Source organism: Bacteroides sp. 1001136B_160425_E2 (genome assembly GCF_015559655.1).
Taxonomy (GTDB): Bacteria; Bacteroidota; Bacteroidia; order Bacteroidales; family Bacteroidaceae; genus Bacteroides; species Bacteroides luhongzhouii.
In genome coordinates this window covers 20,659-45,749 of the sequence record NZ_JADMQH010000027.1, presented here as the reverse complement: position 1 = coordinate 45,749, position 25,091 = coordinate 20,659, and the positions used below count along the sequence as shown (strand labels likewise).

Here is a 25,091-nt window from a genome sequence, read left to right as displayed (position 1 = left end):
TTCATATCACTATTCCGATTGATATTATTGATTCTGTTTTTATTCTGTTTGCTCTCGTTTATTTCTTTGTTTCCCTTATTTCGCCTTCTTTCGTCTCACTTCCTCGTTCCCGTTCCTCCTGAATCCGCTTCCGGGCAATCTCGCAATACTCTTGTTCAATATCGAAACCGATGTAATGCCGTCCCGTGCGGATGGCAGCGACGGCGGTCGTGCCGGAACCGATGCAGTTGTCCAGTACCACATCGCCCTCGTTGGTATAAGTGCATATCAGGTACTCCATCAAGGCAACCGGCTTCTGTGTCGGGTGATAGAATGCACCTGTCTTGTGTTCCTTGGGAATGGGAATGACCGAAGTCGGATATTTCCAGTCCGAGATATGGGAGGGAGTCGGTTTCATCGCACCGTAACATCGGTTGGTCATTCTTTTGAACATACCGCGAGGATGGTTCTTTTTCTCCGGCTTATAGGTCATCTGCGGATGATACACCGGCTGCCGGTCGTAGAACACGATAATGTCCTCATGCTGGCGCAGCGGCATCCTGTTGGCGTTCAGGTGACCCGTTACCCGGTCTTTCTGCCACACGAGGTTATACCGCCACATTTTGGGTTGCGAGAGCATGAGCCGCGCCGAGAAGATACCCTGCGCAAAGAGGATGATGGGGCTTTCCGGCTTGGTAATCCTGCGGAATTGTTCCCACAACGCATCAAGCGGTATCTGCCTGTCCCAGTGTGCCGCCCCGTTGTTTCTGTTCAGCACACCGTAAGGCATATCCGCTATCACGGCATCGACACTGCCGTCCGCTATGAGCTTCATGCCTTCGATGCAATCCATATTGTATATGTTGTCTGTCTCTATCATGGCTTCCGTCTTTATTGTTTCTCACGTCCGTTAACCAGATAGACGAAAGTCCCGTATTTCAGTTTTACCTTGTTCTTCTTGATGGCCTTGCTGATGGCGTTGCTCGTTTTCTGGTAGGCGTTCGTGGCGGTCTGCATACCCCATTGGGAGAGACTGTTGCCGTAAGCCCCGGTATTCATGTTCAGGTTTCCCGACACCGCACCGCTTGCCACATCCTTGCCCGTTTCCCGGAACTGGCTGTTCGGGACATACAGCCCCTCCATGCCGTCCGTATCATACAGCGAAAGGCTGACCTTTACCAGTTCGTCCTCGATGAGAATGTTGGTAATGTTCCCTTTCACACGTCCCGACGAAAAGCCGCTCATGGTGGCATACAGGTACGACCCTCGCTTGACCACGCACTCGTTGATCTCCACATCGTCGAGCAGGCGAAGCCGCACACGCGAGCCGTCCACCGCCTTGATGTTCTCGTCAATGATGGCCTTTATCAGCTTCGGCTCACGTTCATTGACCGCCAGTGTGTTGAAGTAGTCCGAAGCCGTCTTTACTTTGCGCACCACCTCGCTGGGCGGTTCACTCTCCGACGGGGCTTTTACCGAACGGCTCTCTTCCTCTATCTTGCCCTTGACCTCTATGGTTGCCGCCGGTGTCTGTGCTGCCGTTGCGGTACTGTCCGTATCGGTCGGTGGTAAAACCTCGTTGCGCCCTTTCAGCCTTGCTTCGGCAAGGGCTTTCTCCAGTTCCGCGAGGGCTTCCTGCTCGCGCGTCTTGGCATCGGCAATTTGCGCTGCCGCAGCCTTTTCCTGCTGTTGTTCGTCCAGCAGGGCGATGTCGTCCATCGTGTATTGCGATTCATATTCTTCCTTGTTGTCATCGGATTCTTCTCGTTCTATGTTATCCACTGCGGAGTAGTCCTGAATCTTACCCCACGATTTAGCCATGTTCTCGTACTTGCTGCCTATATCGCCCTTGATTCGGGCGTCCGGCAGGTCGGGGTTCAGGTACTCCGTCATCTGCATCGTCTTGTCCGGTATCTCCGCCGTTTCAGCGTGAAACAGGTCGAAGATGAAGTACGATGCGACCAAAAGCGGAACATACAGGATAGCCGGGAGCATATACTTCGGCTCCTTGAAATTGATTTTATCAAATATCTTCATCATACATTTTTTAATTAAGTCGTACATACTTGCCTTCAATGCTGCAGTTTCTCAGCACTTCTGCGTTGTCCTCCCCGAATGCAATCAGGATGCTGCCGCAACCGGGAGAATCGCCGCGTGTTCCGTCCGGGCGGTAAAACCTGATACGGTGGCGCAGGAATTTCATGCCCATAGCTTTCTCGAAAATGATGTCCTGAAACATCTTGGAATCGCAACGGTTGAACAACAGCGCAATGCCGTTACCGTGTTCCGCCAGCTTTCGGACAAACTGTTCGATAAGGGGACGTGAGTACGGAGGATTGAGCCATACACGCCCTTCCCATATCCGGGACAATCCGTCCATGTTCCGGTCATACATGACCTCGGCGGTCGGCCACAACGGACGGACAGGGGCGCAAGGATCAAGGTCAAACCGGCCCAATGCTTCCAGTACCTCCTTCGGGGTGTACCATTCGTCCGACGAGCGGACTGATTTTTCAAACCGTGTATTCATAGGCACGTCCTCATTGCGGTTCATTCTTCCTGTTCTCATTTCTACTCTCCCTCATTTCACCACCTTGTAGCCTCTTGTGCCTTTCCCGCAGTACCGAATCCTGCATTTCCGTCGCCGTGCGTGTCGGCCGGCTGTTACGGTATGCCGTCGTAAGACGACAGATGTTCCAAGTGAAAGCACCGATGGCGAAGCCGAAGACTATGACCAAGAACAGTGTCCGGTGTGCGTTGGCGAATCCCTGTACCTTGGCGGCCGCCTTGTCGATGCGTGTCACTTGGGCGAATTTCCGTCCGAACGACACCTCCCGTTCGTAGCGTTCCTTGTACTGCGGATCATGCTTGTTCGGCATTTTCTCACCGAACAGCATCCGCCTGAATCCCTTGATATTCATAAATTCCGATGTTTAATAGTTGATTTTCGTTTTCTGTTCGATGTCCTTGTTCAGCAGGGTGCGCCAGTTCACGATGAGCAGCCCGTGCGGATTGTTCTCTGTTCGGGGCACACGCTTGAGCTGTCCTGCCGTCACCAGTTCACGCATGAGGATGTTGCTCCGCCGTTCGATGCGCTGCCGTCCGTAGTAGGTGAACTCCATTTTCTCCTTGTTGAAAGCCACGCTGTCGCAATAGATGGAGAACACCGAACTCGTACCCAAAATGTTAGAGTAGAAGCCCTTTTCCTTGAGCGTGTTGTACTGCGCCAATCCCGTCTCATCCACCAGGTACATCGCCTTTTCCATCGTGTAACGGATGTATTTGTCATCCGGCGGCAACGTGAAGAAATAGTGGTGGAACATCTCTACATGGCTCTTGGCTTCCACGTCGAGCGTTTCATCCATTGTCGTGCGGTTCACGAGGATAGGCACGTTGCCGTCCAGTACATACACCTTCTTCTGCGCATCCGTGACCATCGTCCGTGCCGTCCAGATGCTTGATAAGCTGATGATGACACATCCCACGAGAAAGGCAGTACAGATGATACCCACCAGCTTGATTTTGTTTTCCAAATTCTTGATAACCATCCGTTACTCCCTTTTTTTGTTCAACATCTGTACATACTCGCCGTGCAGTATGGGCACTACCGCATCACGCAGTTCCGTCAGAATCCCCTCGAACTCCTCCGAGAACACTTCCACATAAAATCCCTGCATCTCCACATGGACAAGCACCCAGAAGATTCCTCTCTTGCGCTTTCCGGCGTTCCGTTGCAGCAGGGCAAGACGCAGCTTGTACGTCAGGTACGTCACCAAGGGGACGATGTACCGGTCGTCGTAGTCGAAGGCTTCGTCCAGTTCCTCGTACTGCGGATCTATGCGGTGGTTCTCCGCCACTTCGCAAAGCTCTTTTCTCACACGTTCCTGTGCATAGGACATGAATTTTTCATCCTTGCACCAGCTCTTGATTTTCTCTTGCAATTTCATATACTTATGATTTTTATTGGTTTATATTGTCATTCGTGGATTATCTCATGATGCCGCCCAACCCTCCGGTTGCCGTCATCTTCGCCTGTTGTGCCACACCCTCGCCGAAGTTTCGGGTAGAGAATGCCGTGTCGCCCTCCGGTATCATCCATGCCGCCAAGTCCGGCACGAGGTTCAGGCACTTGAGGGCTACAATCGAAGCCGCCATCAGGTAACCGGCCGAGAAGAACGAGTTTTGCAGGTAGGCGGCCATCGTCTGCTCGCTGGCGGTTATCGCCGTCAGGTTCTCGATTTGGATGCACAGCACAATGTCAAAGAGCAGCAGCACATAGAAGCCCACGAAGTAGAGCATCGCCCCGTAGAAATGTACCGTCAGGTAGCGTGTCAGCCACTTCGCCCAAGCACCTTCCCATTTCGGCAGGATGCTGAACGCCCACTGTATCGGCCCGAAAATCGTCAACATACCCAACAGGATTTGCTGGCAGTAGATTGTCGCCCACCACCCGATGCGGAACACCACGAGGGCAATCAGCATGATGATTTTGTCTATCCCCACGATGACACCTGCCGTCAACGAGGTGAACCACAGCTTCGCCGCATCCTTCTCCATGCTCGTCACCTCGTCCACGCCGGTCTGTTCCATCGTCGCCTCTATCAGATTCGGGTCGGACGTGCCCGTGTGGGCGACATCGGCCTGTGCCTGCAGGTTCGTGTACATCGTGTCACGCACATGGATGAGCTGCTGCACTTCCTCGAACCTGTCCGCTATCTGCGAGGCCTCGGCTTCATACAGGTCATGGGTGTACGACCCGATGCAATTCGGGATGTAAGACAGGAAGTCCAGAAAGCACCAGTTGTTCCGGCTGCCTGCCATGCCTGTGTCCGCAGGCGGATACCACCAGCAGATGATGATCGACACGGCGAGCGGTCTAAACAGCTTCATCACGTCCAACGGCTCTTGCTTTACCATCATCTTGTAGGCGATACCTGCCGCCATGACGATCGAGAACAGGGCGGCGAGAGCCATGCACATCTGCAATATCCACCAGAACGGCCCCTGCGCCCCCGTGAAGGTGGCGTCCGTCAGGAACTCGTTGGTCTGGAAAATCACGTCATCTATCTCTTCTTCCAACAGGTTGATGCCGAAATCCGAAAGTATATCTCCGTTTGCCATAGCTTCCTCTTTTTAGTTCCCTCTGTTTACACTCTCGTTGTCATCTCCCTCTCCACCGTTCCCGCCCGGTTGCGAGCCTCGCACCGCAAGACGCGATTCCTGCCACCGGCTCATGGCGTTGCGGACAATGCCCTCCTTGTGCAAGGTGCGGTTGTCCGTAGCGTTCAGCAGTGCGCTCGTTACCGCTGCATTCTGACGCTTGGCGAGGTAGCCCACCAAAATCTCGTTCTGCCGTGCCACATCCTCGTAGATGCGCAGATACTCCTTCTTCCGCTGGGCGTTGGGCATATAGGCGTCTTTCGTAGCGTCGATGGCGCACTGATAGACATGGTAGTATTCCGTCCACCGCTCCTTGTCGGACGGAGTGCCGCCGGACGGGAGGATGCGGTCGATGTTGCGCTGGAACCGTTCCATCTGTCCGCTGACCTTATCGCCCTCTGCGAGCCATGCGATATCCACCTGCCGGTCGGCGACGTTCAACGCCTCGATTTTCGCCCGCTTGACCAAAGCCGAGTCGATAGCCTCCGCTTCGTCCACCTGACCGTACAGGTTGATGCCGGCGAGGGTGCGGAACGAGAGCTTGTTTTTGGCGGCCGCCGATTTCTTGTACTTGTTGTGCAACAAGGTATAATAGAGGTCGGGCGAAAGTGCGCCCGTACCCGTTTCCATGACCGTAACCTGGTTCTGTTTCGGCGAATCATGGTTGTACGTTACATACTGTGCGTGTGCGGCCGTCGTTGCGGCGACCGCTACCGCCATGAGTAATAGTTTCCTGTTCATATTCTTCTCTTTTTGTTGTTAATAGTCCAATCTTCCGGCTCCGCGCCACCGCCCGAAAGCGTCATCAAGAATCTCACGCATGGTACGGGAGCGATATACCTTTGCCTTCCAATAACCGATGCGCACCTGTATGTACCGCCACGTCTCGAAATACGCCCGGTTCAGATGCCGCTCGATGTTGTCCAATGAGCGGTTGATGGCCTCCAGTACCATCAGCAGGTCGGAGGTCGAGCAGGCCGCCGCACCGGTGGCGTACAGCACGAGGTCGCTCACGGACTTATAGAGCTGTTCCCCCTCACGGGCAATCGCCCTCAACCCCCTTGCGTTGATGGCGATAATCAGGGTGTCGGCGGTCTCGATGCGCCCCCGTGCCAGAATCTTTGCGTTGAAATCCTCTAACAGCGATTTATAGTCACCGATGCGGTCGCTGACCGACGTATAGGTGTTCTTTACATTCAGTGCCGTGCGCAACGACTGGTACATGACGTCGATGACATCGAACGCACGGGTGTACCGGTCAAGGTCGATGTTCAGTTCCTTGTAGTTCCCGACCTCCTTGCGGCTGTACTCATGCAACAGTTTGTTGCTGTACTCCAAGGTGCTGCGGGCCAACAGCAAACTGCGTTGCTTCTTGTGGTCGTTGATGTAGGCTTCAACAGAGACTATATCGAACGTCCACTGTGCTTTGGCGATACCGGGCAGCAGCAAGAGCAGCAATGCGGCTATCTGTAAGGTTCGTTTCATGGCCGCACCTCCTTTCCGCCGTTTCTGCCGCCACCGTTCCGAAGTGTCCGTGCGCTCTCCACCCAGCGGTCATGGCATTCCTCCACAAGTGTCAGCCTGCGCCCTTCGTCTGTATTCAGTCCGGGCAGAACGTCCTTCATCACGTCAAGGATGCTCCGCTTGTAGTGCATCATCTTTTCCAGCGATACCAAGTCGGCGTATATCCTTGTGATTCTGCTGTCCACCTCCCTTGCGATTTCGAGGCGGTCGCTCGACCACAGCAGGTGGTACACATCGCCGGACGGTGTTTCTTCCGTCGGTGTGCTGCGGGCGTATTCCGTCGTGATTTTGCAGGAAGGGTGTTCACGGGCGATTTCGGCGATGCGGTCGTTCACCAATTGGGTTTTCTCCGCATCCGAAAGCCCCGGATCGAGTGTCAGCACATCGGCGACGTGCGTGTCCGTATAGGCCGAGGTCAGTTCCCATTGGATTTGGATGATGGCACGGTGAATCTTGATGCCGAGAAAATATTTCGGCTTGCGGGCAATCGAGACCGTAGCCTTGAATGTGATGATGCCGTTGATGTTCGGCATGGTCGCCTTGCGCACATACGAATAGCCGTTCCACGCTCCGCCGTCCTGCCATGTCAGGCCGTAGGCCGCCTTGCAGTCCTGCATGATGGCTGGGATGCGGTAATAGTCGTCCGTCGCCACGCTGTTGTCGTCTGCGGCTTCCGATTTCGCTTGAGTATAATCGGACTGTTTCTTCTTCCACTCCGCAAGCTCGCCTTTCATCCGGTCTATCTCCGTCTTGTTCGCATTGTACTGTTGGCGGTAGGCCGCCGCATCCTCGATGCTTGCCGTACTGATTTTCTTCAGCAGGGCGGCGTTCTCGTTTTCCAACGTCCCGATTCGTGCTTCAAGGTTGGCGACCTGACTGTTCGCCTCGTTCAACAGCGCATCCAGTTCCGACAGGTCGAGGTCGTTTTCCGTCACTGAGGTCTGCATGGCGCACTCTTTGGTGTGGGTGTTCAGCGAACTGCCGCACTTGCGGCACTTGTATTGCGTCGAACCTTGTCCGAGCGTAACGCCGTCGGAGCAGGTCACACTGATAGTCACGCTCTCGCACCCCTTCAGTTTGGCGGCATCCGTCGCCTGATAATAGTTCCGTCCATCGGAGGATATATAATAGGTATAGCCGTCCTCATTCTCGTTGAACTCCGCGAGCCGGACATTCAGTTGCGCCCGAAACGTGTTCAAGTCCATCGAGTAGGAATCGAAGACCTCTTCATAGACCACCTCTTCCTTGTTCCAGCTCTTGCTTACATGGATTTCATAGGCGTATGCCTTCTTGGTCTGCTTGTTCCCGCGATTGATGACGTAGGCGGACATCCAATAGCTGATGCTGTAATGAAAACCGTCATTGGCATTGTTCAGCTGTTGTACCCGGTTCCTCGACCATCCGGCATGGCTTTCCGAGTTGGCGAGTACCTGCTCACGTTGCGAGGCGTCGGGATAGAAGTTCGGATCGCTTGTGTTGAACCGCACCCATGCGCCCCCGTTCAGGATGCTGTTGTCGTCCGTCGGCGGATAATAGTCGCACAGCGATACCTCTCCCTGGTCTCGACGGGCGATATACCACCGCTGTGTGTAGTAGCTTCCGGCATTCTCGCTCAGGTAGTCGCTCATCCACCCGGCAAGGTCGTAATCCCCGAAGCCGAACAGTCCGGCGACGTTCTCCTTGCCGCCGATTTTGTCAAGCAGCAGGTTCCCGATACCGTTCTCCGCCTGCTCCAGCAGGCTGCCGTAATGGTCGTACAAAGTGGCTATTGCTCCGAGCTTGCCGTTTATCAGGTCATGGAATGCGCTTTGCGGCAGCAAGGCTTCACCGAGGTTGGCGATGCCTGCCGTCGCAAGGCCGACCCCCATGTTATAGAGGTTGTCGAGGTCGCTTTGCAGATGCTCACGGGTAAAGCGGTTCGGCACATTGGCAAGGTCGTCCATCATCCGCTGCCAGTCGATATTCCCCATTTCCGAAAGTTTCAGCAAGGGGGCTATCTCCCGGTTGATTTCGAGGAATGCGATGTCCGAAAAGGTCAGCGTGCTGTTGGTCACCACGCTCTCGAACTGCATACACAGGCTTTTCGTGTCATCGCATATCTTCATCAGATAACTGCCCCAATAGACCGCCGTCTGCGGCGAGTGGAGCATCTGTTTCGCCACCACCCATATTTTCGGCATGATTTTCTCCGCCACCATCCGGTAGATGCGGCGGTAGTAATAGTTTTCCGTGCGGCTGTTCCAGATGCCGAGGTCGCTCAGGGCTTTATGTTCCAAGAACTTGGCGGCAAATATCCCTGCAGTGGCGACCTCCGCTGCCGTGTAGTGCTTGAGGATGTCATCGACCTGCTCCCGGTAGTACCCTTCGGCGACTGCCTCCGTGCCGAAAGCGGCCACCATCGCCGCAACGGTACGGGTGTCGTAGTTCACGCTGTAATACTGGGCGTGAACCGGCTGGCAGAGTGCGACCGAGGCGATGGTCAGGATAAGGAGTAGTCGTTTCATGGCTGCAATGTTTATTTGGATTCATGTGTGGGACGGAGATTCAGCACCCGTCCGGCCTCGTTTACTTTCTGTGCGAAAGGCAGGGACTTTCCGATACCGCTGTTGTCCCAGTCCCGGCAATACGCCTCGATAGCCTCCTGATGGCTGCACCGAAGTTCCCTCTTGTAGAGCTTCAGAGCCTCCTTTTCCGCCCGTTCGGTCGTGTAGGTCATGTAGCACTCGTGCGGCTCTTCCACGCCATACACGCCACTGGTCGTACCCCGGCGGATAAACACCTCGCGGAAGAAGCTGCGCCCCTCCTTGTTCTCCAAGCGGTTGATGGTAAATATCTTCTTGCAATCGACTTCGGTCAGACCAAGAATCTTCCGGATTTCGTCAAAGCGTTCCTTGAACTTGCTTTGATCAAGCAGCATCACCACGTCTGAGTTGTTGATGATGGCCTCCTTCACGATTTCACTGCCGATGATGTCCTGTATCTCCTGCGTCACCACGCCGACCGATGCCCAGAACTTACGGGCGGTCTTGTACATGAACTTGATGTATTCCGCCATGAGCGGGCTGGCGATGGCCTTCCACGCCTCTTCGATGACAAGGACTTTGCGGTTCTTCTTGATGCGCATTTTTTGCAGGAACACATCCATAATAATCAGTGTGACAATGGGAAACAGTTTTTTATTTTCTTTGATCGCATCAACCTCGAAGACAATGAAAGTCTCGTCAAACAGTGCCGAATCCACATTCTCGTTGAGAATCTTCTCATACGCGCCACCCTTGTAGAAGGGCTGCAGCATGGTCGAATAGGTCGAGTAGCTGATTGTCGTGATGTCATTTTCAGTGCAGATCTGCTCCAGACGGTCGAACGAGTAGTCAAAGAATGAATTGAAACTCAGTTCAGTAACCTTCAGTGCGGCACGACGTGCCTCAAGCACCTCTATCTGTTTGCGCACCATCTCATCCACTTCCCTGGGTGGCTTGTTCGGGTTCTTTCGGCTGGCCGCTGCAAACAGGTTCTTCAACAGCACCTCCCGTTGTTCGTCGGTGTATCTTGTAAATCCGTTGAAATAGGCATCGTAGTAGTCGATGATTATCTGCTCGACAATGCGGAACTCGATTTCGGGGATTTGGCTGTCCGACCCTTTCCAAATCATCAGGATAAGGTTCTTGAGGAAGTCAATCTTCTCGATATTGTATTCCTCCCGGTTGATGCGAAACGGGTTCATCGTGATAGGTCGTTCCTCGGTATAGCTGATATACTTGCCGCCCAGATACTCGCACAGCCCCTCGTAGGAGTTACCCGTATCGACCATGACCACATCCGTTCCCTGCTCATGGAGCTGGCGCACGACCGAGTTCATATGAAAACTCTTGCCGCTGCCCGAAGGCCCCAAACAGAAAAAATTGGAGTTGTCCGTCAGTTTGTTCTTTCCCTCTTTTCCCGTAATGTCAATAGCCACCGGCACACCCTGACGGTCTGTATAGTAAATCTTCAGCGGCGTTTCCTCGCTGTGCAACACACGTTCCTTGTACATCAGGCACATCGCCGCATCCGAAAGGGTCAGGAAACGGTCGTATTCCTCGTTGAGTGCGTAGCAGTTTCCCGGAAACGAACCGACAAACAGCTCCAGTTGGTTGTACGCCCGCTTGCTGATATGGATGCCCATGCGCCCGAATGCGTTTTCCAAGTGGTTCGTACACTTTTGCAGGTCTGCTCCGGCAGATACGGCCACCACCATGTTGAAGTGCGTATATACCAGTTGTTTGCTCTCACGGGCGATGACCTCCTGCACACGTTTGATATCCTCGACCGCCATCTGGTTGTTCGGGTTCGGAATGCTCGCATGGCGGTTCTTCTTTTTGTCGAGCATTGCCAGTTCCCGTTTTTGGTTGGGCAGGAAGATGACTTGGTTATAGACCACCGTCTCGGCGTCCGGTATGTTGTCCACCACCGAAGCCAGATCGACCGGCATTTCCGTGTTGTTCACCTCGATGTTCGTGTACGGACGTATCATCGAGGGCAGTGCGGCGCAGTCCACATCCACAAGGCTGTACACCTTACAGCGTTTGTCGCCCATTGACACCGTTTCATCGTCTGCCTTGAAGTTCGTCATCGACACGGTGCGGTCTTTGAAGTTCATGGCGAAGTAGCGATCGACATACTCGCTCGCCTCGGCTTTGTTCAGGAACCGGGCCTGTACGCCGCTGTCATGCAGTTGGTCATGCACCTTGCGGATTTTCACGAGGAAGTCGCGCCACTTCTTGTTGTCGAACGAGAACAGGCGGCTCTTCTTCGCCTCCTGCGTGATGGTCAGGTAGCAAAGGCTGTCCGTGTAGGGACGCCCTTTGAAGTAGCGGAAATACGACGCCGACAGGAACTCCTGCCCGTCAGCCGGTTCGCTTGCAAACTTCTTCCGCACGAAGATGTCCTGCTTGTGGATGGCGTACCCTTCGCCCAAGGTCTGCGCAAGGGCGGTGAACAGGTGCGTGAAGTCGTAGTAACTGTCTATGTCCGCCGAATACTTCTGTACCGGGTTCTCTATCTTAAGCACGGCGGAGTATTCGCCGGTCTTGGTGTACAGCACACCCACACCGTCCGTTTCCTCCGCCGAGAAATAGATGTCCTGAAAGATTCGCTTGCGCTTGCCGCCCGTACCGAACGCATAGACCGACAGGGCCATGCCTGCGCACAGGGCGACAAAGCATAATATGATGTATAGGGTCATTTCGATATTCGTGTAATTAAATAGGGGCAGGTTCGCCTTGCTTCAAGACAAACCCGCCCGCAGTTCAACAATCAATATAGCCATGCACATTGCCGTGATGGTTTCTCTTTCGTCAGATCTTGCGCGAGTGGGCATAGATGTACACACCAGGAGCGACCTTCTTGCTGTGCAGTCCCTTCCGTTGCTTGAGCAGGACAAGCACGATGCCGGCCGATACGGTGGCTGCCAGTACGACAAGTCCGGCCACGAAACCGAGCAGGCAGTAGGCGATTATGAAGCCGACAATGGCCCCACACGTCGTCGCTGCCGCCCAGTAGATGTAGCGGCCTTGGATGCCCAGAAATTCAAGAGGCCGTTGCAGCCCCTTGAATAACGGATAGCCCGGATAGCGTTCGTCCTTGCCTTTCATGCCTGATGCTTAAGCGGTGATACCGAAGAACAGGGGCAACGCCTTGGCTGCCGCGATTAAGAAGATGCAGGCTCCCACCACCATCATCATTTTTTTCTTGACATCCTGTTCCTCATTGTTCATGGCGATATACACCGAGATGGCACCCACAATCGCCACGACACCGGCAATGGCGTAGCACAGCTTGACCATGATAGGCACATACTTGGCGATTTCCTCGGCGACGGTGGACAGCGCGTTCGTACCGGCTGTATAGTCACCTGCCGAATTTTGCGCCCTTGCCACCGCACCGGACAGCAGCATGAGGATGAACATCGTTACTTTGTTGGCGATTCTGTTGACGAATCCCAGTGCCTTGCGGCACATCTGTTTGGTTTTCTGAAACATACTTTACTTTTTTAGTGAATACTTTATTTATCTGCGACCTGATACGGATTAAGTTTATATGCGGTAGCCGAAGAAGGCCGGGAAGACGTAGAATGCCCCGATCAGGAACAGACACGCACCGACAAGCGTCATGATCGACTTGGTGATGCCGTCCTCTCCCGTGTTCATCTTGACATAAATCTGAAAGCCGGACACGATGACGCATACTCCGGCTATGGCGCAACAGATATACTGGACATACAGCATCATCGTGACCACATAGTCGTGCATCGTGGCCAGCGCATCCGCTCCCCAGCTGTAGTTCACGCTGCCGCTCTTGGCAAAAGCCGCGTAGGGGAGCGAGAAACACAGCGCACATAGAATCTTCTTAGCTTTCGACATTTCACAACCGGTCTTGAATGGGTTTCCACTTGATTTCGGGGCGGTCGCCTGACCGTCCTTTGGCAATCATCGCCTTGTACATATCTTCCGACGTGCGGGCGTCCGACAGGTAAGGCTCGGTCTCTTCCATCCGTTCCTCCGCTTCCGCCTTCAGCCGTTCCAGTTTCTCCTGCGCCGTGTCCGGCTTTTCCGTGCCGCCCTCTTCCGGCGATGCTCCGGGTGTGTCGGCCGTGGTTTCCGTCTCGTAGCTCTCGCCACCGATGTTGAAGCCCGTCTCGCTTTCCGTGACCGTCACGCTCTCTTCTTCCTCCGATGTGCCTACATCGAAAACTTCCTCTTCCGGTTTGTCCGTCCCCTTTTTCCCGTAGAGGTCATGCGCAATGACTACGGCGTAGTAGAGGACGTATGCGACCGTCAGTACAATGGCAAAAATGAAATATGCGTCCATGTCTTTTTAGTATGAATTATAAAAATTGTATTAGTATGATTTTGCAAATAAACGGACGATATTTCAAACTGTAAAATAATTGAGCAATAAACAGCTATTCCAGCAATAAGATTTGTTCAAGTTCTCAAAATCGTACTATTAAATCGTACTATATCGTTGCTTCAACAGAGAAAAAAGGGAAATCAGGGCATAAAAAAAGCCCTCCGCACAGGAGGGCTTCAAGTGGCACAGGAGGGGCAGGAGCGACAGGGAGAATGTCAGCGTTTCTTTCCGCGCAGGTAGTCGTTCAGGTCTTTGTATTCCGCATAGCGGCAGGATTCATCGCTGGCACGTCCGCCATACATCCCGGCAATGGTCTCGGCGGTTCTTTGCCCGGCAAGGTCATTGTCGAGATAGCAGTGGATATCCGAATACTCCTGCAGGTGTACCAGTGTCTTTCTCAGGTTGTTCACCGAGTTCATCACAAGGTGGTCGCACGGCATGGCAAGGCATACCGTCCGGTCGCCTGCCAGTTTCAGCGTAAGGTAAGAGAGAAAGTCCATGAATCCCTCGAATACACAGACGCTTTCCTGTGTTCCTTCCCCCTCATGTCTTATCAACGAGATGTCCTTGTTGTTCAGACACCCCTTGTAATAGGCGTTGCGCACCTCGTAACCGCCGGAAATGTTGCCGAACGCAAGGGCGAAATAGTGGCGGCCCCGCAATTCATAATGTACCTCCTTGCAATACATACGGCTGATGTCTGCGTCGATAAGCCGGGACTGGAGGTAGGAGAACAGCGCATGGTGGCGGAGCGGAATTACCATTACCTCTTTCATTTCCGCCTCCACCGGTCGGGACGGGACGGTCGGTGCATGGATTTTCTGCAACGGTACGCCATGCGTGTGCCGCTCGATATACGCCAGTGTCTCGCTCACGCTGTCCGCCCGGCAAAGGTGTTTCACCAGTTCCACAAGGTCGCCGCCGATGGCCTCACCGAAATCGTACCATTCATTGATGCGGTCATTCACTTTGAACGACGGGGTACGCTCGTTCCGCAACGGCGAGAGATACCAGTATTGTCCCGATTTTATGTGTTGCGCATGGTGGCCGAGACGTGCCAGAAAATCCACGATACGCACTTGTTTTGCTTCTGCTATGGTCATTTTCGCTCATTTATATACCAAAACGTATTTATCAATCTCATTCTTCATCGAAAAGCAAGACCTCTGTAGGTGTCATGTCATTATAAAAAAGTTTATCCCGCTTGATAATGAGTTTAAGGTTATCGGTCAGGTATTGTAACAGCTTTACCATAACACTTCGCCCTCGTTTGAACCCGATAGCTGCATAGGAAGCCATAAGAGCCTCCAATACATTCTCGAAACCTTTTATGGGCTTGTCTCCAAAAGCGGCGGCAAGAGCTTCCCTATGCTGTTCTATGGACAAATCCATAAAACTCATCCGGGATTTCTGTTTGATATTTCCGTTGAACGAATGGTTTTCAACCATAACAGGCAGACCGTCATCATCAACGGTAAAAGCAAAGGGTTTGAACTCTTTTTCACGGATATGCAACGCGTGAACCTCACTGATGCTTGGGTTATCATTGTTTTTGCTGATAACCAATACGGTTTCTGCCTTGTTACTCATTTCTGTACCAATGTGTCCTCGCACATTATTATCCCCTTTGTTCAAATGGAGTACGCAATGGATATGCAGGTCATACCGGGAAGACCACTCCATCATCTTGTTGATAACTTCTACCGATTCACCGGTACTGTTGATGTCAAGCATCAGGTCGCGGATACCGTCTATGATGACCAGACCATAACCTTTGTTCTGACGCAGGGCATAGTCTATGACCTCAATGCGCACTGCCGGAGTATATTCCCTTAGACAAATAAAGTCGAGGTTCTCATTATCGGTTTTCGTAGGCAATCCGGCCAATCGTAATATACGCTCCAGTACCGTGTGGCAGTGGAAACGGCTCTGCTCCGTATCTACATACAGAATCCGCCGCTTGCCTTCTGGCAGGTGCGCACGGTAGTTCAATACCTGTTTCCCGGCCAGCGATGCGGCAACGAGAGCCGAGACATTGAATGTCTTTTTTGCTTTGGCCTTACCGGTCGATGCACTGAAATTGCCGAGGGTGGCTATCGTTGAATTATCTATCCAGATGATTTGTGGGGGCGTTTCGTAGGTATCAGTAGCCCTAATTTGGGAAGCGGCAAGAATATCCAACAGTTTATGTTCCTCTATTCCTGCACCTGTGTTATAATCAGTCCTTTTTTCGTTTTCCATAGCGTCTTTGCTTTAAGAATGGTTGTGTTACTGCTGCTTCGGTCGCCATGCGTATGGCTTCATCTGCAGTCGGTTCATGGTTCTGTAAAAGCCATTCGTCCAGTTCTTCCTTGGCGAAATAAATCATCTTGCCACGTGGTTTGTAATGTGGAATTTCTTTGTTCGCCGTGAGTTTGTATAGCATACTCTCGGAAACCCCGATATACATACAGGCGTCCTGAAACGTAAAGACACGCTTTGTCGAATAAATGCTTTTCTCCAACAAATCCATCCGTTCCAAGATGTTTTCAACCGGTTCCAATTTTTTAAGAACCGACTCAAGGGCGGTAATCCGTTCGCTCATCCGCTCCATGAAGGTTAGTCTGTTCGGCATATGTTTTTAATTAAAGTTTGACAATGGAATTGTACCTCCGCTATCAACGTATTGATAACGGAGGGCAAAGGTATGATATGCCGATAAAGGAGTGAGAATTATCGGCGTGATACTATGCAAGTATTATTCTAACTCTCACTCTTTTATCTTTCACATGGTGGATTTGTTCACACTTTCTTTCAACTGACCGATGAATCGTCTGATACTGTAAGTGACCGCTGTTTTGTTGTTTCTGACAGCGGAAAGTGCCGATGAAAGATTGGAAGCGGAAATGAACCGTGTGCCGTCCTTGGATTGCAGGAACCGCCCTTTGTCCAGAACGGACTGCCAGCGGGATTGGATGAAGGAGTTTTCGAGTAGCGCATCGAAAAAGGCAACCACATGACGAAGATTGTTCACCCGAATATGAAAGCCCTCTTTGCAGGAAAAGAGAGCTTCCATATCCTCGATGCAAACTTCTGAAACGCAAAACAGATGATAAGTATTGGCACAAGACACAATACCTATCATCTGTTCTTGGGTGAAATTGCAGCCGAAAGAAAGCGGCGGGGCTTTTATAAAACCATCGGTATGATGCGCGATAGGTGGCGGCAACGGCTCTGACCGGTCATACTTCTTTCGCAACTCCATACACTTCTCAAAGGAGAAGTCGGATGCTGCAAAAAGAGGCTGGATAAGGTGGGCACATTCGGTCAGAAGCCCTTTGGCGATATGGATGTTCATTTCGTGGCAGTTCCGGCAAACTGCACTATCGCAGTTTATGTATCGGTGACTGTTGATGAAGTCATCCACATAGCGGTTATACCGCTTGCCATCCACAATTACATCCTGAAGATAGAGTTCTCTCGCTTCGGAGAGTAATTCATACAGTTCTTCCGCTACATTCTGTTCAGTAGCAAAGTGGGTTAGGTGTTGCTTCCTTTCAAAAAAAGAGAAGACTTTTTGATTTGTTTTTGCATGCTAAATTACTTGTTTATAAGTTTATGACGACTGAAATATAAAAATTATACAACATGGTTCAGTATTAGGTTATAAATGTTGTAAAGTTACATTCCTCCTCCTAACACATGATAAAGTTTGATTACACTTTGTATGCGTTCAAAACGAGTTTGCAACTGTTGCACTTCCGCTTCGAGAAGAGACTGTTGGGCGGTCAATACTTCCAGATAGGTGGTATTGGAATGACGCATCAACGATTCTGTCTTTCGCACAGCGTCGCATAATGTTTCAACCTGCCGGGCATTGATTTCAATTTGCGATTTTGCCGTCTGCCATGCGGTCAGAGCATCGTTCACTTCTTTTCCTGCATTCAACAATGATTGCCGGAACAACAGTTTGGCTTCTTCCTGACGGCTTTTGGCTATCTTCAAGTTGGCGATGTTTGTACCTCGGTTAAATAACGGCTGTGTCAGGGAGCCAATGGCATTGAACAACCATTGTCCGGGATTTACGATTACACCACCTCCATTATTAGTCCACCCAAGAGCCCCCGAAAGGGTTATATTGGGATAGAAAGCGGCACGGGCCGCATTGGTGGCGTAGAACGCCTGCGCCAGTTCCATTTCAGCCTGACGCACATCGGGACGGTTGGAAAGCAACTGTAAGGGGAGTCCGATAGAGACGGTATCGGGGAAAGCAGCCTCGGCCAGATTACTTCGTCCAATCGAGTGTGACGGCATGGCAAGTATTGCAGACAGAGCGTTTTCTGTTTCGGAGATGCTCTTGCGAATGGATAATAGGGATGATTCGAGCTGCATCACGTTCGCTTTTGCCTGCAATACACCGGCTTCGTTTGATTTTCCGGCTTTTTTCAATGCTTCGAGAGTGCGTACGGTAGTCTGCCAGTTCTCAAGGGTGCGGTTGCTTATTGCCATTTGCGCGTCGAGCATGGCAAGGGTATAATAACTGTCGGCAATCGTGGCGACAAGCTGTGTCTGTACGGCTTGCCGGTAATCACGGCTTCCTTGCAAGGCGGCAGCGGCACCACGCTTTGCAGCTGTGAGTTTGCCGAAGATGTCCAGTTCCCAGCTTGCTGACGCTCCTACATTATATGCCTTTGCCGTTGCTCCATCTTGCCTGCTGACATTACCTTCGGCATTCAGTCCGAGTGATGGTAGATAGGACAGTTTGGCCGTCAGCAAGGCGGCTTCTGCCGCTTCCACCCGTAGCCGTGCCACATTGAGGTCTGTGTTCCGTTCAAGTCCCATTTCAATCAAGGACTGAAGTTTCGGGTCGGTAAACATCTCACGCCACGATAGGGAGGCCAAAGTGGTGGTATCGGCGTCTGTCGGCAGGTTGCTATACAGATTTTCCATCGAGAGGTCGGGGCGATGATACCGGCTGTATGTGCCGCAACCGGTAAGCATCCATCCTGACAATATGATATATATGGCTGTCTTCTTCATTTAATTATGCTTAATACGTTCTTGGATATATTGGAATACAATAAATAATGACGGAACAAGGAACAACAGAGCCAAAGTACCGACAATCATTCCGCCGATTACACCTGTGGCAAGCGAACGGCTGCCGTTGGCACCCACCCCGTGAGCCAGCATCAGCGGTATAAGACCGAACACCATAGACAACACGGTCATCAGTATGGGGCGCAGACGGACTTTTGCCGCACTGTACGCCGACTGTGCCAGCGTCATGCCTTCCGACCGCCGCTTGCCTGCATATTCGGTAAGCAGGATGGCTGTCTTGGCAAGCAGACCGATAATCATAATCAATCCGGTCTGCATGTAGATGTTGTTCTCCAGACCGAAGAGCCACGCAAACAGGAAACTGCCCATCAATCCGCAAGGCACCGACAACAGGACCGCAAAGGGGATAAACACGCTTTCGTACAAGGCACACAGAATCAGATAGACCAGAACCATGCAGAGCAGGAATATAAGCGTAGCATTATTGGTTGTCTTGCTTTCCTCACGCGAGATACCGCCGAACTCGTAGGTGTAATTTGCCGGAAGCACTTCGCGTGCCGTCTCACCGATGGCTTCAAGCACTTGCCCCGAACTGTAACCCTGGGCCGGAGATCCGTTGATGGATATGGCATTGAACAGGTTGAAGCGGGTGAGGTCTGACGGGCCGTTGGTCTTGGTCAGGCGCACGAACCGGCTCAAAGGCGACATACCGCCATCGGAGGTGCGCACATACATGTGGTGAAGGGATTCCGCATTCACACGGTATTCCGCCGGAGCCTGCATGGTGACGTGGTAGAGCTTGGAGAAACGGTTGAAATCGGAAACATATTGTCCGGTATAATAGCCCGACAAGGTGGAAAGCACCTCTGCGGGCGACACTCCCGACTGTTCGCATTTCGCGGCATCAATATCCACCCAGTATTGTGGATAGTCTGTGGCAAAGGAGGAATAGACTTCGCCTATTTCTGGTCGCTGCGACAAGGCTTCGACAAACTTGTCCGCCTCTTCCTTGAAAGCGGTGATGTCTCCACCCGCCTTGTCTTGCAAGTAGAGTTCAAAGCCGTTCCCCATGCCATATCCGGCTATCATCGGGGGCGACATGGCAAACACCGTGGCATCGGGAATATCGGAGGTGGCGGCATAAATCTTTCCGATGACATCATTGACCGACTGCCCCTCTCCCTTGCGCTGCTCCCAGTCTTTGAGTGTCACGAAATACATCGCCTGCGACGGGCCGGAGCCGCTGAAAGAGAAACCGGTGACCGCACCGCTGTATTCAATCTCATTGATACTGTCGAGACGGCTGTTGATACGCTCCATCACCTTACTTGTCTGAGCCATGGACGTGCCGGGCTTCGTGTTCATGCTCACCATGACCGTCCCGGTATCCTCTTCGGGAATAAGTCCCGTCTTCGTGATATTGACCAGCAGCACCAGCAACCCGAAAGAGACGCCTATAATGCTCCACAACAGCCACCGGCGGTGGATAATGAACATCACCCCACGTACATAGCGTCGGCTCAGACGCTCAAAAACAGCATTGAACGCTTTTCGGAAACGGGCTGCAAAATTGTTCTTGGTGTTGCCGTGCTCGTCGATATAGGGTTTCAGTAACAGTGCGCAAAGTGCCGGTGAGAGTGTGAAGGCATTGATTGCCGAGATACCCACGGCAACAGCCATCGTGATACCGAATTGCGTGTAGAAAGCCCCCGAAGTTCCGCCCATCATGGCAACGGGGAAAAACACTGCCATAAAGATGATGGTAGAGGTAAGTATTGCCGAAGATACCCCCTTCATGGCATCATCGGCCGCGAGAACCGCCGACTGATAGCCTTCGTCGAACTTCGCCTGCACCGCCTCCACCACTACGATGGCATCATCGACCACGGTTCCGATGGCAAGTACAAGGGCGAACAGGGTGAGCAGGTTGATGGAGAATCCGATCATGGACATCACGGCGAATGTGCCGATGATGGAAACGAAGATGGATATGGTAGGGATAAGCGTCGATTTGATATCCTGCAAGAACACATACACCACTACGATAACCAAAAGTATCGCTTCCAGCAAGGTACGGAGGACCGAGTGAATGGAGGCATACAGGAACTTGTTGGTATCGGTAAGCACCACGAATTCCGTCCCTTCGGGCAAGTCCCTGCTGAGGTCGTCAAGCACTTCGTGAATCTCCTTGAGGGTGCTCGATGCATTGGACCCGGCTTTCTGGTTGATGAGCATCATGGCTGCCGGATGCCCGTTCACCTCGGAGGAGTAGTTGTAGGATTCATCGCCCAGTTCCACATCGGCAACCTCTTTCAACCGAAGCACATTGCCACCCGGTAGTGACTTGATGACCAACTCGCCGAACTCTTCCGCACCGGACAAACGCCCACGGTATTTCATCGTGTATTCATTGGCGGTAGGATGATTGGCACCGAAGGAGCCGGTGGCAGCCTCGATGTTCTGCCGTGCGAGTACGGCGGATATGTCATCGGGGATAAGCCCGTATTGCGCCATCTTGTCGGGTTTCAGCCAAAGTCGCATGCTGTAGTTGGAACCGAACAACTGCGCCTTTCCCACGCCGCTGATACGTTTCAGCCTCGGCTCGACATTGATTTTCACGTAATTGTTCAGGAATGTCTGGTCGAAGCGGTCATCGGGCGAATAGAGCGCGAAAGTCATCAGTTCGGCGTTCTGCTGTTTTTCGGTGGTGACACCGGTTTTGGTGGCTTCTGCCGGAAGCTGGCTCAGTGCGCCGTTCACGCGGTTCTGTACGTTTACCGCTGCCATGTCCGCGTTGGTTCCCTGTTTGAAATAGATGTTGATGGAAGCATCTCCCGTATTCGATGCCGTGGAAGTCATATAGGTCATGTCCTCCACTCCGTTGATGGCTTCTTCCAGAGGGGTTATCACTGCCTTCTGCACGGTTTCGGCGTTTGCACCCGGATAGGTTGCAAATACGTTGATGGTCGGAGGTGCGATGTCGGGGTATTGTTCCACAGGCAGGGAAAACATGGAAATCATACCCAACAGTACGATTACCACCGAGATAACGCCCGAAAACACCGGGCGGTCTATAAAAAATCGCAAGTTCATTTCGCTTCGTTTTTAGGGGTTATGCTCATACCTTCTTTCACCAGTCCCACGCCTTCGGCGATAATGGTGTCACCGACCGAGAGCCCTTCTCTTACGATAAACCGGTTGCCGTCGTTCAGGCGGTCCACCGTGAGATAGGCGGCTTCCGCCTGTCCGTTTTTCAGACGGTAAGCGATAATCTTGTCTTGCAGTTCCACGGTGGCGGTCATGGGGATGGTTACGGCCTCCGTTTTCGGGTTTTGAAGGATGACATTGCCGATGCTGCCGCTCAACAGTTCGCGGTCGGGATTGGGGAACAGGGCTTTGATCTGCACCGTTCCGGTAACCGGGTCCACCACGCCGCTTACGGTTTCGATACGTCCTTTCGCCTTATACAGGCTGCCGTCGTTGAGTTGCAGGCGCACTTCCGGCGTCCCTGCTATCATGCTGTCAATCGAGCCATAGCGAGCCGAATATCGCCGTAGCATATTCTCCGAAATGGAGAAATAGGTATACATCTCCGCATTGTCGGACACGACCGTGAAAGGCTGCGCCATATTGGGACCGACAAGCGCACCGATACGATAGGGCAATGTGCCTACCACTCCGTTGCTCGGACTTTTGATTTCCGTATAGGAGAGGTTGTTGCGTGCATCCGCTTCTTGTGCCTTTGCCTGTTCGAGTTCGGCAAGCGACACTGCCAGTTGGTTCCGGGCGAGAGAAAGCTCGTAGTCGGATATGACCTTCTCGTCAAACAACGCCTGCTTGCCCCGCAACTCGATTCGTGCCGTTTCCGCTTTTGCCTGTGTTGCGCTGACATTGGCCGAAGCCGTGCGCAATGCAGCCAGATAGGGAGCTTGGTCGATTACTGCCAATACTTGACCGGTCTTCACCCGTTCACCCTCTTTCACGCACAACCGGATAATGCGCCCGGATATTTGCGGCATGATGTCCACATCCTGCCGTCCGCGTATGGCGGCAGAATAGGACTCGGAGATTTCCACCGGACTTGCCGCGACCTTTATGACCCGATAACTCTGCACCGCATCCTGTTTGCCGTCCGCCTGCCTGCATCCGGTCGGCAGGAACAGCATGAAGGCAAATGCGGCGAAATTCGTGATAATGAATTGCTTGTTCATATTTTCTTCTTGTTTTGTATTAATTCATAATAGGTTTGGTGTGTCACCACTGACAGATTGTACTGTACTGGATTTAGTTGACAACTTCGTTTGTTATACCTAAGTTAGTTAACTCAATATATTTTAAAACCTAAATAAGTTTACTTGTCCCTTTGTAATTCCTAAATAAGTTGTCATATTAAAGATGTTGCAAATATATGTATCTTTTCTTATAAATGCAAGACTTGGGGCTGTAAACTTCATTAAACAACAAAAACTCTTCGCTCGGGGATCGCCCTCGCGGCAAGGGGCGGGAGCACCCGTCCCGACGAGCGGGACTTCAACTACCTTTTTCCGCGTACTTACGAATATGTTCCATCGGTGTTTTCATTTGTATGCCTTGATGGGGTCGAACATAATTGTATGCATATATGGCGTCGCTTATACGTTTATCCAACTGTTCAAAGCTGTCATCTTCGCAGTCAAACAACCACCCATTCTTGATCGTGTTATTCATCCGTTCAGCCAGGGCATTATGTAGCGGATCTCCACACTGCGTCATACTAATATTGATATGATGTTTCTTGAGCATATCCACATACATGTTTGAGCAGTATTGCACTCCCCGGTCAGAGTGGTGTATGAGACTACTCAAATCGACATTGTATCTGTTGTAAAAGTCTATAGCCATCCTCAGTGCCTTTAAGGGACCTTCCGCTTCAAGTGTTTTGCACAGGGCATATCCAACTATCGCCCGACTGCCCGCATCGGTAAGAAGAGACAGGTAAGCCCATCCCTGGCACGTGGCAACATAGGTTATGTCCGCTACAACCATTGAACCGAATGTGTCAGCTACAAATTTAGGAGTAACATTCAGCAAGTCCGGATAAATGTAATAATTATGATTAGAATTTGTTGTCTTTGGTCTCACATGTCTGACACGTTGACAAAGGTCATTAGCACGAAAAATATTATAGCATTGATCACGCCCAATGACCATCCTGACACCAAACTTGCGGAGACAGCATGCATAGAGTTCACGCATACCAGCCTTAGGCATAAGTTTACGTAACTCATTACAATACAACACAATGCTTGATGTGAGGATGTCTATTTCCTTTTTTCTGTTGACATGCTTATAATAACCTTGTCTGGTTATGCCGAAGTAATCACAGAGGAACTGTAGACTACCGCGCATATGACGGGCAGAGTTCCCCTGTGACAAGGTATCGATTACTTGGCATCGGAGTTTTTTCGAACCTTGATGTGATAGGTTGACTCAGCAAGATTTATTAATTCCTCACAAGCTTCATGACGAAGACTTTCCTCCTGAAGAGCACGCTGAAGTTTGCGATTTTCGGCACGCAATGCAGCGAGTTCTTTCTCCAGTTCATTGAGAGACTCAGCAGAGTATTTGTTGAAAGAGGGGTGGGCTGTACTCATAACTTTATCATTTATATGATACTTATCAAGCCAAAGATTCAGCAGACGACGGCAAATACCGGTACGTTTGGCAAACTGATACTTCGTTTCCGAAGTGGATAAATACTCACGAATATAAGACATTCGTTCGGATTCTGTGTAAGGAGTGTACTTCTTTTTTAATTCTTTCATGGGAATTTCGCATTTAAGAAGTGTCAACTTATTTAGTACACTACAGATGGTATTCCACTCTTTTTCGAGAATGGCATAAACACAGGTGTCTTCATATTTTGGGGAGCCGTCAGGATTGTTTACGAATGTCACAAACTCTTTGAAACATCCTTCGCGACGCATACCAAGGCGTTCGCATAAGCGTTTGGAACGGATATTGTCATCTTCCACAAACCCATAGATACGCCGTGCGCCCGCCTCCCGAAAAAGATAATCCAACAATCCGGTAGCCGCTTCACAAGCGAATCCTTTGCCTTCAAAACGTTTGTTGAAATGCCACCCCACATTATAAGTGTCTTCATTCTCACGCAAAGCGAACACGTCACCGATAATAAAGTCTTCTTTTTTCAGACTCACCGCATAGCGCAGCATGTCTTTCGGGGAATACTGCATATATGCCAATGCCGCCTCTCTGGAACAAAGGAGGTCTCCGGCAAAGCAATTCACACGAGGATGGGAAAGATACTCCAACAACCCTTCGGCATCCTTCTGCTTGAAATTCCGAATGATAATTCGTTCGGTTTCGATATATATTTCCTTTTGCTCCATGTCCTGTGGGATTATTTGCAAAACGTACCAATCAAAAGCGACAAAGCGATTGCAATCATGACAATTGCTTCAATCGCCATGATTGCAATGAACATATCTATTGAC

The 25,091-nt window shown here is 51.5% G+C and carries 24 protein-coding genes and 1 pseudogene; all 25 read right to left on the bottom strand.

The features are described from left to right. Window positions 1-58 precede the first annotated feature (58 nt). Window positions 59-781 carry a site-specific DNA-methyltransferase gene (locus tag I2I04_RS21335; protein ID WP_317192952.1) on the bottom strand — a complete coding sequence of 241 codons (723 nt, stop codon included), beginning with the start codon at window positions 779-781 and terminating at the stop codon, window positions 59-61. Further along, the gene (locus I2I04_RS23580) at window positions 705-884 is read right to left on the bottom strand and encodes a hypothetical protein (protein ID WP_317192953.1); all 180 of its coding nucleotides are present in this window, start codon (window positions 882-884) and stop codon (window positions 705-707) included. The genes I2I04_RS21335 and I2I04_RS23580 overlap by 77 nt, the downstream gene beginning before the upstream one ends. Beyond that, window positions 871-2,016 (bottom strand): conjugative transposon protein TraM, encoded by a 1,146-nt coding sequence (gene traM, locus I2I04_RS21330; RefSeq protein ID WP_195655830.1) that lies wholly within the window; start codon window positions 2,014-2,016, stop codon window positions 871-873. The genes I2I04_RS23580 and traM overlap by 14 nt, the downstream gene beginning before the upstream one ends. 10 nt (window positions 2,017-2,026) lie before the next feature. Beyond that, complete coding sequence (locus I2I04_RS21325) at window positions 2,027-2,509, bottom strand: DNA N-6-adenine-methyltransferase (RefSeq protein ID WP_195366362.1); 483 nt, start codon at window positions 2,507-2,509, stop codon at window positions 2,027-2,029. 10 nt (window positions 2,510-2,519) lie between these two features. Next, window positions 2,520-2,900 (bottom strand): hypothetical protein, encoded by a 381-nt coding sequence (locus I2I04_RS21320; protein WP_195366333.1) that lies wholly within the window; start codon window positions 2,898-2,900, stop codon window positions 2,520-2,522. Between the two features lie 12 nt (window positions 2,901-2,912). Beyond that, window positions 2,913-3,527: a conjugative transposon protein TraK gene (gene traK, locus I2I04_RS21315; RefSeq protein ID WP_195366334.1), complete on the bottom strand. Its 615-nt coding sequence runs from the start codon at window positions 3,525-3,527 to the stop codon at window positions 2,913-2,915. 3 nt (window positions 3,528-3,530) lie between these two features. Beyond that, window positions 3,531-3,926, bottom strand: a complete 396-nt coding sequence (locus tag I2I04_RS21310; protein WP_195366335.1) for a hypothetical protein — start codon at window positions 3,924-3,926, stop codon at window positions 3,531-3,533. 40 nt (window positions 3,927-3,966) lie between these two features. After that, the gene (locus I2I04_RS21305; RefSeq protein ID WP_195366336.1) at window positions 3,967-5,100 is read right to left on the bottom strand and encodes a hypothetical protein; all 1,134 of its coding nucleotides are present in this window, start codon (window positions 5,098-5,100) and stop codon (window positions 3,967-3,969) included. A gap of 12 nt (window positions 5,101-5,112) precedes the next feature. Continuing rightward, the gene (locus I2I04_RS21300; RefSeq protein ID WP_195366337.1) at window positions 5,113-5,880 is read right to left on the bottom strand and encodes a DUF5045 domain-containing protein; all 768 of its coding nucleotides are present in this window, start codon (window positions 5,878-5,880) and stop codon (window positions 5,113-5,115) included. Window positions 5,881-5,898: 18 nt separating this feature from the next. Then, window positions 5,899-6,624, bottom strand: coding sequence for a hypothetical protein (locus I2I04_RS21295; protein WP_195366338.1), 726 nt, complete (start codon window positions 6,622-6,624; stop codon window positions 5,899-5,901). Next, window positions 6,621-9,167: a hypothetical protein gene (locus tag I2I04_RS21290; RefSeq protein ID WP_195655828.1), complete on the bottom strand. Its 2,547-nt coding sequence runs from the start codon at window positions 9,165-9,167 to the stop codon at window positions 6,621-6,623. Before I2I04_RS21290 ends, I2I04_RS21295 begins: the two co-directional genes overlap by 4 nt. A gap of 11 nt (window positions 9,168-9,178) precedes the next feature. After that, window positions 9,179-10,696, bottom strand: a complete 1,518-nt coding sequence (locus I2I04_RS23705) for a hypothetical protein (RefSeq protein WP_410489795.1) — start codon at window positions 10,694-10,696, stop codon at window positions 9,179-9,181. 1,303 nt (window positions 10,697-11,999) lie between these two features. After that, window positions 12,000-12,296 carry a DUF4133 domain-containing protein gene (locus I2I04_RS21280; protein ID WP_195366341.1) on the bottom strand — a complete coding sequence of 99 codons (297 nt, stop codon included), beginning with the start codon at window positions 12,294-12,296 and terminating at the stop codon, window positions 12,000-12,002. 9 nt (window positions 12,297-12,305) lie between these two features. After that, window positions 12,306-12,683, bottom strand: a complete 378-nt coding sequence (locus I2I04_RS21275; RefSeq protein WP_195366342.1) for a DUF4134 domain-containing protein — start codon at window positions 12,681-12,683, stop codon at window positions 12,306-12,308. Between the two features lie 54 nt (window positions 12,684-12,737). Beyond that, entirely contained in the window at window positions 12,738-13,064 is a 327-nt protein-coding gene (locus tag I2I04_RS21270) for a DUF4134 domain-containing protein (RefSeq protein WP_195366343.1), read from the bottom strand. A gap of 1 nt (window position 13,065) precedes the next feature. Beyond that, window positions 13,066-13,512 (bottom strand): hypothetical protein, encoded by a 447-nt coding sequence (locus I2I04_RS21265; protein WP_195366344.1) that lies wholly within the window; start codon window positions 13,510-13,512, stop codon window positions 13,066-13,068. A 257-nt stretch (window positions 13,513-13,769) separates the two neighbouring features. Then, window positions 13,770-14,657: a toprim domain-containing protein gene (locus I2I04_RS21260; RefSeq protein WP_195366345.1), complete on the bottom strand. Its 888-nt coding sequence runs from the start codon at window positions 14,655-14,657 to the stop codon at window positions 13,770-13,772. 37 nt (window positions 14,658-14,694) lie between these two features. Then, entirely contained in the window at window positions 14,695-15,795 is a 1,101-nt protein-coding gene (locus tag I2I04_RS21255) for an AAA family ATPase (RefSeq protein WP_195366346.1), read from the bottom strand. Then, window positions 15,773-16,168 (bottom strand): helix-turn-helix domain-containing protein, encoded by a 396-nt coding sequence (locus I2I04_RS21250; RefSeq protein WP_229097315.1) that lies wholly within the window; start codon window positions 16,166-16,168, stop codon window positions 15,773-15,775. Before I2I04_RS21250 ends, I2I04_RS21255 begins: the two co-directional genes overlap by 23 nt. A 150-nt stretch (window positions 16,169-16,318) precedes the next feature. Further along, window positions 16,319-17,038, bottom strand: a complete 720-nt coding sequence (locus tag I2I04_RS21245; protein ID WP_195366364.1) for a hypothetical protein — start codon at window positions 17,036-17,038, stop codon at window positions 16,319-16,321. Window positions 17,039-17,214: 176 nt separating this feature from the next. After that, window positions 17,215-18,573 carry an efflux transporter outer membrane subunit gene (locus I2I04_RS21240; RefSeq protein ID WP_195366347.1) on the bottom strand — a complete coding sequence of 453 codons (1,359 nt, stop codon included), beginning with the start codon at window positions 18,571-18,573 and terminating at the stop codon, window positions 17,215-17,217. Beyond that, entirely contained in the window at window positions 18,574-21,687 is a 3,114-nt protein-coding gene (locus I2I04_RS21235) for an efflux RND transporter permease subunit (protein WP_195366348.1), read from the bottom strand. Continuing rightward, window positions 21,684-22,805, bottom strand: a complete 1,122-nt coding sequence (locus I2I04_RS21230) for an efflux RND transporter periplasmic adaptor subunit (protein ID WP_195366349.1) — start codon at window positions 22,803-22,805, stop codon at window positions 21,684-21,686. Before I2I04_RS21230 ends, I2I04_RS21235 begins: the two co-directional genes overlap by 4 nt. Window positions 22,806-23,124: 319 nt before the next feature. Continuing rightward, window positions 23,125-23,982: an IS3 family transposase gene (locus I2I04_RS21225; RefSeq protein WP_195655827.1), complete on the bottom strand. Its 858-nt coding sequence runs from the start codon at window positions 23,980-23,982 to the stop codon at window positions 23,125-23,127. 464 nt (window positions 23,983-24,446) lie between these two features. Next, a pseudogene (locus I2I04_RS21215) lies at window positions 24,447-24,986 on the bottom strand (GNAT family N-acetyltransferase); the annotation flags it as partial. Between the last annotated feature and the right edge of the window lie 105 nt (window positions 24,987-25,091).